The following is a 16,017-nucleotide window of genomic DNA, read 5'->3' as shown; positions in this document are numbered from 1 at the left end:
CAGTGCCGGAACTGTGTTCCATGTGATATGTGATAAGGGACGTCCCAGAAGGCTTGATCAGCGCGACCTAGCAACGCGCAAATTCTTCAGCGGAGCCTATCGGGAGCCCAGAGCACCGCCATTTCAGCGATTCGCTGGACGTCACGCATTGGATCCGAGTCGAAGCGCCTTAAATAACAGGCGTGGTAGTTCCATTCCTCCACGTACCTACTGCCGCCGTGCACCAGCTCATTGCGAAGCTGGAATAGGCACTTCGCTCTATTGATATCAACCTCTTCAAAACCAAGTTTGCCAAGGCCTTCTAGAATAGATGCCTCAACCGAGCCCATCCGCCCCAAGAGTGCGTCTAGGGCAACAAATAAATTCACAAATCCTGCAGTTCCGCTTGCATTTATCCCCATATTTAGGAAGTGTGCGGCCTTTTCAATCCTCGCAACCAAATCAGGCGGACATATCTCCAGCGCAGCAAACCAGCTGCTGACTTGCGATACTCCGGTCTGGTCCAAAATCACGTCATCCAAAAAGCGCGGAATCAGCGGCTCAGTATCGCTCCTCTCCCTCACTTGTTCGGGAGCCGAGACGTGCGGGAATTGCGCACAGTATTCGTAAGTGCGCACACTTCCCTTCAAGTATGGGTACGGGGCAGCCCTTGATGCGCAGGAAAACACCACTGCCAAGAAAGCACGCGCCTTTAGAATGTTTGAAGATTTAATGCCAGACCGTGTGCCGCTGGCATCTAATACCAAGACAGAATAATAATCTGCGGGCGGAGAAAAGGCTGGGTCTATGCCTGGACCGTCGGAAATGCCAGGCTTCCAACCATTGAAGACAAAGTCCTTCTGCAGGATCCGACTCCAGGCATCTCTATCCCCTACTGCCACGACGTCTATTCCGTAGCTCTCTACGCTAAAGCTAGGCAACTGCAATCGAGGTACAAGGAAGACCGTACAGTACCTTCCCATAACTATCGATAGATTTGCCTGCATAAGCGCAAAGATCTTGGCGGCGCATTGACTCACGTCTCCCTTAAGGCACTCGAAGAGGGTTGACCTCTTGGCGAAAACAACCTCATCTGCTAAGAATATATGTGAATCATTACAAGTTTCTTGGAGGGTCTTCAGCACGACTTCCTGAGCCGTCTTCTGATCACACCCCAAGAATTTGGAGGAGCTGCCGAGAAGCAACGATGCGACGCTCGTTCGGGCGATCCGAGCACGCTTATCGAACCACCATGAAATCGCAATTCCGGTCGGAAACGTAAACGGCCGATGGACCCCAGGAAAGAACTGCGCACTAGGCATTTCTCCTTCCGCAGGCCGTACCAGATGGATACTCTTCAAAAGGTTGAGGATCTGCGCGCGTTCTCGGGCGTGCATAGCGAGGCTCCAAGGTTTGAGTGACGATTGAACGCTGGAGGCAGTAAACAGCCATACAGCTCGATCGTGGCCGAGGATGCAGCACGACCGGGGCCTAGACTACAACTTCATTCGCGGCCTCTGCCCACTGACCTCCTAACCCGCGCGCGCAATCGTTGCCCCGCCACGCCTGCACGCTTCGTATGGGGCTTTCGGTGCGACCTGCATGCACGCAACCGCAACCGCAGCAACCCCATGGGTGGTACGCCAGGGGTGACGATATCCCTGCGGATCCACGCACCAGCTAGGCGTGCGGAACGCTAGACCCGACGTCCCCCGCCCCGAGTAGCGGCCGGGTTTAGAGTCCAGGGTTGATGATATCGATGTTGGCAAGATGTTGGGCATACGCGGACGGCGTCATGCCGCTGATCGCGTTCTTGGGCCGCTCCTCGTTGTATCCGCGTCGCCAGCGTTCGATTTCGGTGCGCGCGCAGTAACGTCGGGAACCAATGCTCGTTGAGGCATTCGTCGCGTAGCCGGCCGTTGAAGGATTCGACGTAGGCATTCTGGTTCGGTTTGCCCGGCTGGATGAGCCGTCGCTGCACACCGCGGGCATGCGCCCAGGCGACCATCGCCTTGCCGCAAAACTCCTTGCCGTTATCGGTTCGGATCACCTGCGGCAAACCGCGACTGTGCGCCAGTCGGTCAAGCACGTGCGTCACACCGTGGCCCGAGATTGCGCGCTCCACGTCGATGGCGACTGCTTCGTGGGTTGCATCATCCACGATGACCAGACACTTGATCACCCGACCGTCGGCGGTGCGATCGAACACAAAGTCCATCGACCACACCTGGTTGGCCTACGCCGGCCGCAACAGCGGCTGACGCTCGCCTACCGGGACTTTCTTGCGCTTGCGGCGGCGGACTTGCAGCTGCTGCTCGCGGTACAACCGCTCCACCCGTTTGTAGTTCACGAGGCGCCCTTCCTGTCGCAGTTTGAGATAGATCATGCCCACCCCATAACGGCGATGGCGATGCGCCAACGCAACAATGCGCTCGCGCAGCTCAACGTTGCGACCTTCGCGCGGGCAATAGCGCAGCGCACTGGCGCTCATGCCGATCACTGCCAACGCACGGCGCTCGCTGGCACCACGCCCGATCCACTCGCGCACAAGCGTACGACGCGCCGGTGCACTCACCACTTTTTTCGCAGCGCATCCTTGATCAGGTCGTTCTCGAACAGTTGCTCGGCCAGCAACTTCTTCAGCCGGCTGTTCTCGGCCTCCAGATCCTTGAGCCGCTTGGCATCGGAAACGCTCATGCCACCGAACTTGCTACGCCACAGGTAGTACGAGGCCTCATTGAAGCCATGGCGCCGGCATAGGTCCTTGATTGCCATGCCGCTTTCGGCTCGCGCAGAAAGCCGATGACCTGCTCGTCAGTAAAACGTTTCTTCACGTCCAATCTCCTTCGGGTAGGGAATTGGACTCCAAACTGCGGTGCTACTCATAATCGGGGGGACGTCGCCGGAGCAGCAGTACCTTGCGGCTAATCAAACACGAGATACGCAAACGGAAACGCGATTGCAAGAACTCGCACAAGCACGCGATAACAGCCAGGATGATATAACTAGGAACGGACCGCGAATGTAGTGATTGAATGTGATCCCAGCAGATTTTGAGGGTCGGCAGAGACTCGTGCAAAAAAAACAGCCAAAGTGAACTAACTCGCTGCCAATAAAGGTTCTTACACGAATTCCTGCCGACTCTCTATATCGGCTGAACCCATCATCAGGCGTACGCCGCTTCAAGTACCTGGTCGAGGTTGGTGATGCATTCAAGCATCTGCCGGACTATAGCTGCGTCGAACTCCTCCACCCGATCCTCTTCGTGGGTTCCCTTATTCAGATTGTTCCACTCGATCTTGTGTTTCTGGCCATGGCTCAGGATTTCGGCAAGGTGTGGCACCGCGTCTTGATACACGGTCACGTCGTTCCTGGAGAGAAGCTGATGCAGCCCCGTCGCCAGGCTCATGAGATCAGGGTCTCCCGGGCCGCGCATGCCCACACTGAGCTGGGTGGCCAGCCTTTTGTTGGCGATCTTCTTCCAGAGACGATTTAGCTCATCTTCGAAGGCTTTCCGAAGATAGCTCAGGCAATCACGCGTGCGCCCATCCGTGAAGCTCTGCTGGGCCACCATAAGATAGTGGCGAGGCGAATTGAGCTTTACGGCGATCTTCTTAGCAGCAATCGGCACCAGGAAATCGATCCGGGTTACAGTGTCTGTGTACTTCTTCAACGGCACGGCGTTCTCAAGGCGCTTCACGAAATCCTCGCCGTGCGTGGTGACGATCAGCTGTCTCTTGCCAACTTCCGCCGGATTCAAGATGAGGTCAATAATCGCGCTCCGATGCTCGTCGTCGATCGAGTTCACGACATCATCGAAGATCAGGAACGGTAGACGATCAGCAGTGATCTTCGCCAGCAGAATGGCGAGCCCGAGGCATCGGATGTGGCCTTCGCTGAGAACTTGGAGCGCATCGCATACATCCCCGTTCGCGAATTCGATCTGTATCCTCTCGCCGGCGGCTGTCGGCAACTGCAGGGACCTCAGACTATCAGACGGATGATCGTTCTTGTTGATCTCGTTGTAGAACTTAAGCGTCTTCTCATTGAGGTCTGCAGCTAGCGCCAAGGGAAGCGCAGCGTTGTAGGCCAAGAGCTTCTCGCGAAGCGATCCATACGCGGCGCTATAGCTCAGATTCCTTGCGATTCCAGGCTTCTCGGCCTCCACTTCCCTGATGAGATCCTCGTTCTCCGCATTGAATCTATCGATAGCCTGCGTTGCCTCTGTCTGACTGCTCGCGTTAGCAGCGGTGAGGGTCGAGATGGCAACAATTTCCTCAAGGTCACTAGCAATAGCGAGATTAGCTTGCTCGAGAATGCTAATTGCGACTTTGGACTGATCGACCTTTTCGTTGTGTACCGTGGTCGCTTCCTTGAGCGCCTGTAGGAGCTCGCGTCGCGACGTCATAGTTTGGAGGAATGACTCGATACCCGCGGCCCCTTCAGCCTCAGAAGCCTCGCCGCTGAGAGCGCTCAACTCAGGCGCTCGAACGAAGCCTATAGCTGAAGCGGCACCCGGAAGCTTGGTGATCCCTGCCTGTAGGGCCTGCCAACGGACTCTCAGCGCCTGGTCAATTTCCTTGATTCGTGCTTCCGCTGTCAGGGCGAGATCAAATTGCGCGAGTTTTGCCTCGGCGTTGCAATACGGGTCGACGGGCACGGCAAGTTGACCGTTTCGATAGAGCTCGGATGCGCAGGCGGGGCATTCATCCCCGAACTGGTCGCGGTTCCCCAAGATAGACGCGTATAGGTCTCGCAAGGACAGCTGGTGCTTGTACTGGTTGAGGAACTCGGCCGACTCCGCGCGCTCTTTGATGAGCAGCAGCAACCCTTCGGTGTCAACCAAGAGCCCGTCAGTTCCAGTACTTGGGGCCGTTTTAAGGTTCTGCAGTTGGCCGATCTGGGTGTGGTTATCCTTCTGCTTGCCGCCGTTGCCGTCCGGACCCGTCAAGCTGACTTTGATGTCATCCAGACTCTTGCACCCTGCATGCTTTGCGAGCAACGCAGCACCTCGCGCCTCAGCGGCCCTGTCCTTTTCAGGGAGACTTTCGAGTACGGCTTGGTGTCCAGCAAGGCCCTTGGCTAGGGTGGCCAGCTCCGTTTTCTTCCTCCCTACCAAATCTAAGTAGGACTCGAGACTTTCGTTGAACTGCCTTGCAAACGTGTTGAATTCATCCAAGCCGAACAGCGCCGCCAGGCGGGTCTGCTGCGCGGCCGGTGTATTGGCAGCCACGCGCGCAAAGCCATCGATTCGATTCTTTTCGATGAAGCAAAATTCGAAACTGCGGGAATCTGGCTTTATTTGAATGCCTTTTTCTGTCGCGGTATCTCCATACAAGATGGGCTTGATTGCCTTCCGCGACGTGGCGTTCTTGATGTAGTCCGCAATCGAAATCCGCTTTGATTCCGACTCGTGAATCGAACCAAGCAATGCGAACTCCAGCGCCTCACAGAGACTGGATTTTCCCGTCCCGTTCGGCCCGTAGACGAAGGTATAAGGCGTACTGAACTCGAAGGTGTGCTTATCGGAAAAGCCGCGAAAGTGCTCTACCTCTAGCTTTGTAAGCTGGAGAATGCTGCTCTCGTTGGAGTTCACCTCCTCGGCTACCGCTTCAAGTTCCGGGGACGCCCCATCCCCGTGATCGACGATCAGTTTCGCTACAAATCGACCACGCAGGCCCCCAGCCGATCCCACTGCCGCGATATCGCCGAACTTTCCAAGTATCAGGTTGGCCAACTTCTTTTCGTCATCGGTCATATTCGGGGCCGCTTTGACCACGAAGCGCTTGAATTCGGCTAGAGATTTGGTCATGTCCGTCCTGGAGGTAAATATCGTCGGTTGCAAGGTTGGGTTCGGTTAGCTCTGGCGCCTGCCCCCGGTCTGCCCAGAGGAGCAGTCTCAGAGAACGCAAGTGCGATAATTTGCGGAAGTTAACGCAGTGTCAAGGGTTGCCGCTTATCTGAACCAGGTCATGTTGCGTTGCCGTTGTGGAGGCGACGCCCCCCTTTGCAGGGTCAATCCACTGAGCTCTCAACGCTAGCTTCGGTACGCTAATTGTCGGCCGAGCTTATCCGCCAAAACTAGTAATATCTCAATATCGAAGTGTGCGCACACATTACCGGGCTCCGGCCTATCCTGCATTGTCCATTCTGCAATTTTTCGACCTCATTGCTGCGCTCACCGAATCACTCGACGCCGCACCCGATTTTCACCACTACTGCTGCCACCCTCTCTGCTATCACTAGCCAGGAATTTCGTCATGACGAAATTTCTCAGCTGGCTTTTCCGTCCCCATGCTCGTCAGCGTTTCTAACGCAAACCGTATGTTGTAGTGAGAAACCACCTAGGGCTCACCAAGTAGGTCCGTGTTGTAACCTTGAAAATTTCGTCATGACGAAAAAAAAGGACCAACGACACCGCGACTTCGAGCCAGAGTTTTACTAGCAGCTGGCATGGCTCATTACTGTGCACACAAGTTCCACGCTGAATCTGTCTTGCATCCATGAGTAAATTTTTTAAGCTCGACAAAATTTTGGGTTGTTAGCCAAAAAAAAACCCGCCTAAGCAGGGCCTCGTCCTTATTCACTTTGAACCTGACCACCTCTAGCTCGGCCCCAGTTCTTTCCCACGTTGCTTAGTACATGTTGTCGATATGAGGGATTCCATACCGTATTGCCAGCGATAAGGTGATTAGTTCGCCCAGCCGTCACCATCATGCCTGATTCAAGATCGCGGCGAGTGGAAACGGGGTTGACTGACCGCACCACGGCGGACCCTACTCCAGATGCCAGCAGCCAAGCCGCCCAAGGTGATCGCTGCAGACGTCATGCCCCCTGCAAGTGCAGCCCCTTTTTGATAAGCGACATACATAAGCCGCAGCATGACCACGATGATGATGACTAGGCGCACGCAGTCAAAAAATGGGCTTGCCTCGGCGCTGTCTATGTTTGTTGCGCCGACCACGGCAACGAAGATCTTCATGGCAAATGCCAGAACTGCGCTTACAAGCGCGATCTGCAATATGGCGGTAATCACCTCACCAAACCACCGATCAAAAAATGCTCTAGTGGCAGGCCACATAAGCAACATGATAAAAAATGGACCAATGCCAAAAAGCAATTCGAGCAGCGTTTTAGATGCGACGATCATTGCACCAGCAGGAGCGGCAATAATGAGAGTTGCAGTTGCAATAATAATTGCTTCAAAAAACTCTCCAATCATCATCCCGATTTCGGTCATACCCCTATCAGAGGCGCGGTTCCAAAGCTCGCTTGCTAAGGCCAGCCCCTTTCCGACCGACTGGTCAACAACTTGATAAACAGTGGCCGGACTCGCACCGTTGTCGCCTGAGAACGCCTGTGTTATTCCAACTTCCAAGCCGTGACCGGTAGCAACTATAAAGTTCATGTAGGTGCCTGCGCTCAATGCAAACGCGCCGATCAACGCAAATTCTCCGAAAGATATTATGAGCTGGGAAAACGGCCCATCAACTCGGCCCCGGGTCATCAAAATTCCAATGATGGAATAGTAAAGAGATCCCATAAGAACCGCAGTTCCCGCGATCTTTTCAATTACCACAGGAACCGTTGACTCGACATAAACACCCATCGCGTTTGTAATGGAGTCGCCTATGAACTGAAAAAATCATCGGGTCTGACATGTTTTATTTTTCCTTTTTTACAGAGGGCAGCGGGGAGTAACCGCGACGCGAATTAGCTATTTCGTTCTCTGCCTGTTGCGCGTTAATACAGTTCGGCGCTAGGCCCTTTTCGCCGGGGTTATTCTTGCAGGCCGTCAGCATCGCATTTCGTTGGTCTCTGTCGGACTTGTACTCCGCGACAGTCCGGATTGGCTCGTTGTTGTTGCAGCCAGCAAAAAAGGAAAACGAGCGAAGTCACATAGACAAACTTTTTCATAGTTACATCCTCTTGGTAGAGCGCGGAATTTGCGTGGGCGCAGCGGACACTTCCGAAGCAACTATTATTTGCCGTGTTGCAAGCCACCTCAGTGCCGCCTCCGGCATCCCAGCGCGTGTTGCATCTAGAAAACGCTGCCTGCCATTCACGAATGCAAGCGCGATGCAGGTCGCTGTCAAAGCGAACGCTACAATCTCCGCTTCCCAACTCGCAAGGCTCTTGATTCGGGGAATAGAAACTACAAGCGTGTCGTGTGCAATCCAGTAGAGAGCGACCAGTGCAAAGAACATTGCTACGATATCGAGGCAAAACATGTGTGCGTCGCCACGCAATGCTTCATTGAAACGAGAAGACCCAAATTTCCGAACTGAAAGCCAGAACCTGATAGGTAAATTCACGTATCCGATGAGTAGGATTAATTCGATGAAATGCCGCATAATTCCTCCTAGAACTCGACCGGATTCAAAGGAGAATAGCCACGACGCGAGTTTAATTTCGCATTGATTTCGCGTTGTCGTTGCTGCTGAATTTTTTCCTCAGCTACCGCCATCATCTGAAACAACTGGAGTTTGGTTTGCTCGTTGGCGATCATCGCTTGTTCGCTAGCGATGCGTCTTTGTAGCTCAGCGATCGCCTTTGGATCCTGTGTGTTGTTGATTTCGCCCATGAGCGAGCTGATCTGATCGAGACGTGATTTTGCAGCTTCATATGCATCGCCAACGAATGCCTTGTCCTGCGCCGGTTTCGCAGCTGCAGCCTGGCAGGCAGTTCGCTGCACATCGCCCACAAGACGTGCGCATGTGTCGAAGATCTTGTTAGCTTCGTAGATGGCTGCTGCCGAGCTGCTAAGGCCGCTGTACCCGCCATTGCGCACAGAGTCATAGACGCTTTGCCAATCCTGGGGCAAGTAGTCGCGCAATTCCGGATCGTTCATGATCTGACCCAAACCGCGCGGGCCAGTGACTGCGTCGTATTGCTTCTGCATTTGGTTAATCTGGCTGACCATCTGGTCATACTGTGCCTTCCACTTCGCTATCGTCTCGATCTGATTGATCGTAGAAGGAACGTCGGCCACGACGGTGACCGGGACACCGGCGTAGGCATAACCGCCGAGCATCAGCGAGCCTACGAGAAGAAATGATTTGTTGATCTGCATGAGTGCCACTCCTGTTGCGTTAGGAGGGGCGAGGCCGACTGTTCCGGCTGGGTCAGGAGGGGCTTAGCCTCCGCAGCTTCGCCTTTGGCGGTTAGCTCACTATGCGACCATTCTGTTCATGGTTGTCAGGGCCTTCTTTTCAGCCCGGCACCCGGTACGCACGAAGCGTTCTTGGGGCAACTCGACCCAGGGTCTTGGAAACGTATCGTCTTTACCAGTTGCTTCGGACGATGATTAGATTTTCGCTCAAATACGGTACATCTGCCAGATCTTCCAAAGCCTGATCGACGGTGCGGAACCATAGCTGCATGCCATACCTATCGACAACTACTCGGGATTCGGCGCCGTCGTTGATACGCATTGCGTATCCCCTCTTTCGTTCGGCATGTAAGATCACCTGAATTTCCCCTCTTCTTTCCAGACTGTCACAGTAGTCTTCGAGGTTATGAAACGATAAATGTTTATCAGGCGTCGTGGTGCTCATTAGCTTTTACGTTTTCACCCTAAGCATTGCACCTATCTGATCCATGTACGGCTTGCTGGCCCCTGGTGACGATCGCTGAAGGCTACGAACTGGCTCAATCGCTTTCTTCTCGCTCGTGCTCTTTCTTGCCTCCGATACGGCTACTCCAGCTACTGGCTCAAGTTCACCTCTCTCGTAGCCAACGTTCTGGGGTGGTCTTGATGCTGTTGGTCGAAAGCACTCCGGCAAGCTCGTCCAAGAGAAGCTGTGCTTCGTCAACGTCTATTCCAGCCATCAGCAGTTCCACTGCACGCCTTTGTGACGCATTTAATGAGCGCGGCCAGAAAAGTTCTCTTCCATCCGGGACGCCTGCATCTGTGTCGCCATCGTTTTTACCGTTGATGACCTTACACGCAGTAGGTTGTAGTGGTTTTTCATCAATAGTCTTAATTAAGTTGGTACTGCTCTTCTTGGTACTACTTACACTTGGTTTATCCCCCTGTGCACCAAGGCCTGAGAGACCATTGGATGAGTCGCCATGCTTTGGACGGCCATACCCCGGTTTTTGGGGGTATGGTTCAGGGTTTGATGTAGTCGTAGCGATGTGCTGCTCAGGCGTATCTGTGACAACTTGCAACCACTTTATTTTTCCTTGCGAATCACGCTCCCGCTTTTGCTGGAAGTAACCAGCAGCTTGCATTTCTCTCCGAGCGCGAAGCCACTGCTGCTCGCTCAACTTGAAGGTCTTACGTACATGCCAAATATTTAACTTGAAATCAGAACTTCTCCCAAGCATCCAGGATAGGACAACACGCGCCGTCTATCCCAATCGGCTGTCGGTCAAGATGTCATCAGGCACTGCCGAGAACGCACGACGTTTGATACTGATAAATTCGCTCATAGCTAGACTAGCCTGCAACGCAGTCGGCAGGCACTGCTTCTCCGTCAAGTGACAATGCATCCTTGACTTGAAGCGTTCGGAAGTAGACACGCCTCCCTACACGCAACATTGTGGGCCTGAGTTTTCGAGAAACCTCATTATTCGAGTACAGCGCTACACGCATTCCGTCGGGAGAACGTCCTAAAAGAGCGGCAACGTCAACCAACTTCATAAGCGGCCCATACTTCTGCAGCAAATATTCTTCAGTTGTCATGGGAGTGCATGTACCTACGGTTGATTTCTGTAGATGCTCATCCTCATGACTTCAAATCCTTTGGTCAAACATTCACTGCAATTTCTAGAATACCAAGATGCTATATATTGACTTTTTTTGCAGGCACCGCCTGATCCGCTGAAAACCTAATTTCGGATAAAAATAAGCCTGAACAAGGGAAAACAGAAATACAACAAATCTTATTTCTGCCTGCGCACACATTTAACGAAAGCCAAATTGACATACTTTGGTCGTGCTCCCATAAGGTGTATTTGGGAGAACACAGCGCGTCTTGAGCAAAGTTATCAAACGGCAGACGATACCTCCCTATCAACTTATCAGTTAGGCAACCCCTCTTCCGAGTCGGTCCAACTTTGATACAAGATCCTCAGCCCGCAGGTGTGTGTATCGCCGCAACATTTGCATGGATTTGTGACCACTGATCGCAGCAACCTCCTGGTCTGAAAGGCCTTCTTCAACAAGTCGACTGATTGCCTCATGCCGTAGATCATGAAAATGTAGGTCCGCCATTCCGGAGTCGCGCTTGAGCTTCATCCAAGCTGGATTGAATTGGTAAGAGCGACGTTTACCGTCTCGCCCAGGCTCGCCATAGAACAGCAGATCGGTGTCGATAGGACGTACAGGGTTGGCCAACGCAACTCGCAACACTCGCACAGCCTCCTGGGTCAAGGGGACAGTCCGCGAACTTCCATTCTTTGTCTGCTGAAGACGGGCCACGCGGCGCACCAAGTCAACCTGGCTGCGGCGCAGGCTCACCAGTTCGGAAGCGCGCATTCCCGTTTCCAAGGCTAAGCGTACGATCCAACCGAGCATCGGATTTGAGTGGCCATCTGCTGCGCGAAGCAGGCGCTGCTCCTCGTGCGGAATCAAGCGGCGATCTCGCCCAGGGCCAGGTGGCGGGCGCCGAATGCCTAGCACCGGGCTGTGGATGAGCCCTAGGCCCCATTCCTTCAATGCCACCGTAAACATGTGTCCAAGCAACGCGAGTTCCAAGCGCACTGTGTTGTTACCGCGCGGCCGACGTTTACCCTGCGCATCCAGGTCTCCGGCCAAGCGCTCGTCGCGGAAGCGAGCAACGATCTCTGCGGTCACCGCCGCCAATGAATAACGGCCAAGATGTCTGATCAGAACTTCGGCACGGCGCACTTCACTGATCTGCGTGACAGGCCGCTTTCCTGGCGTGACTTCGGCCAGGTATCGCCGCATCGCAGCTTCAACGGTAGTGCGCTCGGAGCCGGCGCGGCGGATGTACACACCGCGCACCATCTCATCCTCGGTGCGCCTAGCCCAGTCCTCGGCATCACGCTTGGTGCGGAATGTCTTGATCGCAGGAGGCCATCCAGTCTTACGGATGACGGCCTTCCAAGAACCTGCGGGGGTTTTTACGAGTGTTGCCATAGGTTTCTACTTCCCGGACTGTACCGAAAATGTACCTTTGGCCTCTCTCTTAAGATGAGACGCGTCAGCAAATCATTGATTTTACTGGTGGGCCCACCAGGATTCGAACCTGGAACCAAAGGATTATGAGTTAGCGCTACTTAGCTTACAAATCAGCGACTAACGTCAATTATTTTTCCCGACGACTGGCGCCGGAGGCCTAGCGCGCTCTTGGGCGTCCTGCCAATTTTCCCGATCCTCGCGGTCACCGACCTCGCCCTAGATGGCTCAGAAACGCCGCCCAGTGGTGGCTACCTAGCTCCGATCCTGGCGCTCTGCCCACGCGCTATGCCCCCCCATGAGCGAGCTCCTATGAAAGCTGGATAAGGGTGCGAACGGTCTACCAGCGGCGCCGGCTTTGGAGCTCCCCGCACGACCACGTTCTGGGGCGCCACCATGAAGAAGCCCTGGCTTAACCCAGGGCTTCTTCATACACGTTTTGAGAATCGATGGCCTGCACAAAGCAGGAGCGGCATGGTGTTGTGCAATTGCTAGGCCGCGGCTGAGATGCCGACCTCAAGGTCAGCGCCAAGCGCTTGAATTGCGTCGGCCAGCGTATCGATTTTTGTGGTGTGGTGAAGATTGACCAGGCGGTTCACCGTTTGTGGGGTGGTTCCAAGTCTACGCGCGAGCTCGGCTGGCGTAGTTTTAGTCTCGATCATCCTATTCAGCAAAAGTGCTTTTGTTGCGATGCTGACAGGCAAGCTCACTAGAAACTCATCCTCAACGGGTGTTGATGGTGCCGGTACCGGCCGCCTGTCGTCGAAGTAAAAATCCATCGCGGTTACGAGACAGTCCAACGCAAGAGACTGAACCTCTTCAACAGTTGCGCCGCCAGTGATCGCCTCTGGGATGTCTCGAAACGTTAGTACGAAGTCGCCTTGTGTGCCCTCAATTCTTGCTGGAAATTTCATGGTGGGATCCCCTGCTGCCTACTCTCACTTTGTCGTTTGTCGTTTTGTCGTTTTGTCGTTTTGTCGTTTTGTCGTTTTGTCGTTTTCGTTTGGCTGTGAGGTGTTGCAAGCAGATCAGCTTCTTCACATGTCTGGTGTCGCGCCGACCACTTCAATAGTGACGATGCCGCCCCGACTAGCGGGGCGGTTCTTCCAGTTCCAACTGTTTCATGATGGCCTTCCTCGTCCGCTCGTTGATCTCTGCGGCGTGCCGGGGAAGTGTTGATTGCCGGCCCTTGAACGTCAGCTTTGTGTGCTTAGCACCCTCACTGAACTCAACACCTAGCTGTCTCAACCAACGCCGAAATTCTGATGTCTTCATGCCTCCCTGTTCCCTGGATCAGAGGATACAGCATACACAAAAACGTGTACCTGTAAACATTTTTGTGTATTTTCCACAGCTGGGTTTGTTAGTATTTTTGCTAACTTTTGATGCCGTCTCGACCTTTGAGACTTTGCCCCGCGAGAGTTCGCGCCATGTTGTCCCTCCCTCCACCCCATACCTACGCCCGCCTGCTCGGGCCGGCCGGTATTGATCCGGCGCCTTTGCGGCTGCCGGTCAGCGCGCTTCGTATCCAGCTCGGCTTCCCCTCGCCCGCCGAGGATTTCCAAGACGACGAGCTCGATCTGAACCAGGTACTGATCCGCAATCCGCCGGCTACGTTTCTGTATCGGGCCGAGGGCTGGAGCATGATCTTGGCCGGTGTCTGCGACGGGGACATCCTGGTCGTTGACCGCTCTGTGCGTCCGATCAACGGCGACATGGTGCTGGCCATCTGGGACGGCAATCAGCCGGTCTGCAAGATCCTGCAGGTCGCGTCTGACCACATCGAGCTGCATAGCCGCAGCCCGCATTGCGCGCCGATCGTCCTGGCGCCAGGCACAGAGGTTGAGGTGTTCGCGGTCGTGGGCGTGGTCCGCCAGGTCACGCGCGCTCATTCCCGCGCTGGCCGCTGATGTTCGCGTTAATCGACGGCAACAACTTCTACGCCAGCTGCGAGCGGGTGTTCCAGCCCGAGCTGCGCGGCAGGCCATTGGTCGTGCTGAGCAACAACGATGGCTGCGCCATTGCGCGATCGGACGAGGCCAAGGCGCTAGGCGTGACGATGGGACAGCCCATCCACAAGGTGCCCAAGCAGATCCGCCGGCGGCTGGCGTTGCGCTCCGCAAACTTCGGTCTGTACGGCGACATCGCCTCGCGCATCGGCGTGATCCTTCGCCAAGCCGCGCCGCGTGTGGAGGTGTACTCCATTGACGAGTCTTTCCTTGACCTGGCCGGGATCCGCGATCGCCGGCAGCTCGCGGTCGACCTACGCGAGCGCGTCTACCAATGGACAGGCATCCCGAACTGTATCGGCATCGCGCCCACTAAGACCCTGGCCAAGCTAGCCAACCGGGTCGCCAAAGAAGCGGCGCGTAAGCCGGGCAGCTACCCTGCCGGCCTGGCCGGCGTCTGTGACTTAGCCGCGCTCAGCGCCAGTGAGCTCGATGCCGTGCTGCGAACCACGTTAGTTGGCGACCTCTGGGGCGTTGGTAGGCGCTGGAGCGCCAGGCTGCAGGCACGCGGTGTGTATACGGCAGCGGATCTGCGGGATGCAGCTGCAGACGACCTGCTAGCGGAGTTCGGAGTGGTGATGGCGCGCACGCAGCGCGAGCTGCAGGGTCACGCCTGCCTCGAGCTTGAGGAGGTCGAGCCAGACCGGCAGCAAATCATGGTCAGCCGATCGTTCGGGACATGGGTAAGCGACCCGCAAGATATGTCAGAGGCGCTGGCCACCTTCGCCATGCGTGCCACCGAGAAGCTGCGCGCTCGCGGATTGACGTCGAGCGCGATTGGCATCTTTGCCGAAACGGATTCGTTCAAGCCGGGCGTACCGCAGCACAACCCATCAGGCACCGCCCCACTCGCCTCCGCCACTTCTGACAGCCGCATCGTACTCACGACTGTACGCCGGCTTTTCCAGGGCTTCATGCGAGAAGGCTTCGCCTACAAGAAGGCCGGCGTGTGCCTGATGGATCTAGCAAAGCCTGAAGACCTGCAGGGCGACCTATTCACTCCGGCTCGCATCGGCGACGAGAAGCTGATGAGCGCCTTGGACGCTATCAATCGACGCTTTGGGCGGGGTACGGCCGGCCTCGGTGCAAGCGGGTGGCAGAACTCTCCAGCATGGGCCTCGCGGCAAGAGCTCTTGTCGGGACGCTTCACTACCTCACTGGCAGATCTTCCGCGCGCCACGTGCTGACGGCGCGCCAGCAGGCCTGACTCAGGCAGCTCGGTCTAGTTCGAACTTCTGCGGCACCCTGCAGGCGTTGCCAATCACGCGAGGCGGGCGGTCAGTGCGCGAGTGCTCAAGCGTGGGCGCAAGGCGGTAGTTGGAGCCCCTTACAGGCCCCTGATGGGAAATTTCGGGATGACCATCGGAACAAGGTAATTTAGGTAATCCGCGCCAAGAAGCGCCACAATCTCCATATTTATCAATAACTTATTTAACAATAGCAAAGGTAATTAAAGGGTAATTGGGAGGTAATGGGATTACCTTTTGGGGAGGTAATCAACCTCCTAAAAAATACTCTTAAATTTCAATCACATAACTTTTTTATGGGAGGCTAATTACCTTAAATCACCCGAAAGGTAATCTGTAATTTCCCTGTTGCATCAATTGCTTAGACCCTGTTTCAGGTCGCCGATTACCGATTACCTGGTTCCGATGGTCATTTGCCGAAATGCACTGGGAGGCCCAGCCACGGAACGCATGGGCGCCCTGCCCGCAGAGCCCCCAAGGAGGCCCCCCTGAATCTCACGGATCCGTAGCTGCAGCGCGGCCTGGGCTGACCCCGCAGGGGTGCGGCGAAAACCATGCATGAAGACCGCAGGCGTGGCGGGTGACGATTGTGCGCGCCAAGAGCCAAGTGCCGAACTCTGACGAACGTGAGGGG

Annotated in this window: 10 protein-coding genes and 2 pseudogenes; 2 read left to right on the top strand and 10 right to left on the bottom strand. The window is 55.1% G+C overall.

Translation table 11 applies throughout. The annotated features are described in order from the left end of the window. Positions 1 to 86: 86 nt before the first annotated feature. The 10 genes and pseudogenes from EO139_RS19145 to EO139_RS19090 form a co-directional block, all read right to left on the bottom strand. Positions 87 to 1,124, bottom strand: a complete 1,038-nt coding sequence (locus EO139_RS19145; protein WP_126972001.1) for a hypothetical protein — start codon at positions 1,122 to 1,124, stop codon at positions 87 to 89. 589 nt (positions 1,125 to 1,713) lie between these two features. Beyond that, positions 1,714 to 2,813 (bottom strand): annotated as a pseudogene (locus EO139_RS19140) (IS3 family transposase). 332 nt (positions 2,814 to 3,145) lie between these two features. Beyond that, complete coding sequence (locus EO139_RS19135; protein WP_126971999.1) at positions 3,146 to 5,791, bottom strand: AAA family ATPase; 2,646 nt, start codon at positions 5,789 to 5,791, stop codon at positions 3,146 to 3,148. Between the two features lie 912 nt (positions 5,792 to 6,703). Then, on the bottom strand, positions 6,704 to 7,588 hold the full coding sequence (locus tag EO139_RS19130; protein ID WP_241235982.1) for a type IV secretion system protein: 885 nt from the start codon (positions 7,586 to 7,588) through the stop codon (positions 6,704 to 6,706). A 55-nt stretch (positions 7,589 to 7,643) separates the two neighbouring features. Beyond that, a pseudogene (locus EO139_RS19125) lies at positions 7,644 to 7,850 on the bottom strand (EexN family lipoprotein); the annotation flags it as partial. 491 nt (positions 7,851 to 8,341) lie between these two features. Further along, complete coding sequence (gene virB5, locus EO139_RS19115; RefSeq protein WP_126971995.1) at positions 8,342 to 9,052, bottom strand: P-type DNA transfer protein VirB5; 711 nt, start codon at positions 9,050 to 9,052, stop codon at positions 8,342 to 8,344. Positions 9,053 to 9,263: 211 nt separating this feature from the next. Continuing rightward, positions 9,264 to 9,536, bottom strand: a complete 273-nt coding sequence (locus EO139_RS19110) for a hypothetical protein (RefSeq protein ID WP_126971993.1) — start codon at positions 9,534 to 9,536, stop codon at positions 9,264 to 9,266. 163 nt (positions 9,537 to 9,699) lie between these two features. After that, a complete protein-coding gene (locus tag EO139_RS19105; RefSeq protein WP_126971991.1) occupies positions 9,700 to 10,251 on the bottom strand; it encodes a hypothetical protein in 552 nt (183 codons plus the stop codon). A 760-nt stretch (positions 10,252 to 11,011) separates the two neighbouring features. Next, positions 11,012 to 12,088, bottom strand: coding sequence for a site-specific integrase (locus EO139_RS19095; protein ID WP_126971989.1), 1,077 nt, complete (start codon positions 12,086 to 12,088; stop codon positions 11,012 to 11,014). A gap of 530 nt (positions 12,089 to 12,618) precedes the next feature. Next, complete coding sequence (locus EO139_RS19090) at positions 12,619 to 13,041, bottom strand: type II toxin-antitoxin system HicB family antitoxin (RefSeq protein ID WP_126971987.1); 423 nt, start codon at positions 13,039 to 13,041, stop codon at positions 12,619 to 12,621. Positions 13,042 to 13,557: 516 nt separating this feature from the next. Between EO139_RS19090 and EO139_RS19080 the strand changes: the two genes are divergently transcribed. Together EO139_RS19080 and EO139_RS19075 are read left to right on the top strand one after the other, a co-directional pair. Then, complete coding sequence (locus EO139_RS19080) at positions 13,558 to 14,037, top strand: S24 family peptidase (protein WP_126971983.1); 480 nt, start codon at positions 13,558 to 13,560, stop codon at positions 14,035 to 14,037. Beyond that, entirely contained in the window at positions 14,037 to 15,323 is a 1,287-nt protein-coding gene (locus EO139_RS19075; protein WP_126971981.1) for a Y-family DNA polymerase, read from the top strand. Before EO139_RS19080 ends, EO139_RS19075 begins: the two co-directional genes overlap by 1 nt. The last annotated feature ends 694 nt before the right edge of the window (positions 15,324 to 16,017 follow it).

The organism is Xanthomonas sp. BRIP62411, assembly GCF_003993525.1.
Taxonomy (GTDB): Bacteria; Pseudomonadota; Gammaproteobacteria; order Xanthomonadales; family Xanthomonadaceae; genus Xanthomonas; species Xanthomonas euroxanthea.
This window is presented reverse-complemented; position numbering and strand designations above follow the sequence as displayed.

What these genes read in the sequence shown, in the direction of transcription:
- EO139_RS19135 (WP_126971999.1), bottom strand. Translation starts at nt 5,791, where the DNA reads ATGACCAAATCTCTAGCCGAATTCAAGCGCTTCGTGGTCAAAGCGGCC.
- EO139_RS19130 (WP_241235982.1), bottom strand. Translation starts at nt 7,588, where the DNA reads ATGGGTGTTTATGTCGAGTCAACGGTTCCTGTGGTAATTGAAAAGATC.
- virB5 (WP_126971995.1), bottom strand. Translation starts at nt 9,052, where the DNA reads ATGCAGATCAACAAATCATTTCTTCTCGTAGGCTCGCTGATGCTCGGC.
- EO139_RS19110 (WP_126971993.1), bottom strand. Translation starts at nt 9,536, where the DNA reads ATGAGCACCACGACGCCTGATAAACATTTATCGTTTCATAACCTCGAA.
- EO139_RS19095 (WP_126971989.1), bottom strand. Translation starts at nt 12,088, where the DNA reads ATGGCAACACTCGTAAAAACCCCCGCAGGTTCTTGGAAGGCCGTCATC.
- EO139_RS19090 (WP_126971987.1), bottom strand. Translation starts at nt 13,041, where the DNA reads ATGAAATTTCCAGCAAGAATTGAGGGCACACAAGGCGACTTCGTACTA.
- EO139_RS19080 (WP_126971983.1), top strand. Translation starts at nt 13,558, where the DNA reads ATGTTGTCCCTCCCTCCACCCCATACCTACGCCCGCCTGCTCGGGCCG.
- EO139_RS19075 (WP_126971981.1), top strand. Translation starts at nt 14,037, where the DNA reads ATGTTCGCGTTAATCGACGGCAACAACTTCTACGCCAGCTGCGAGCGG.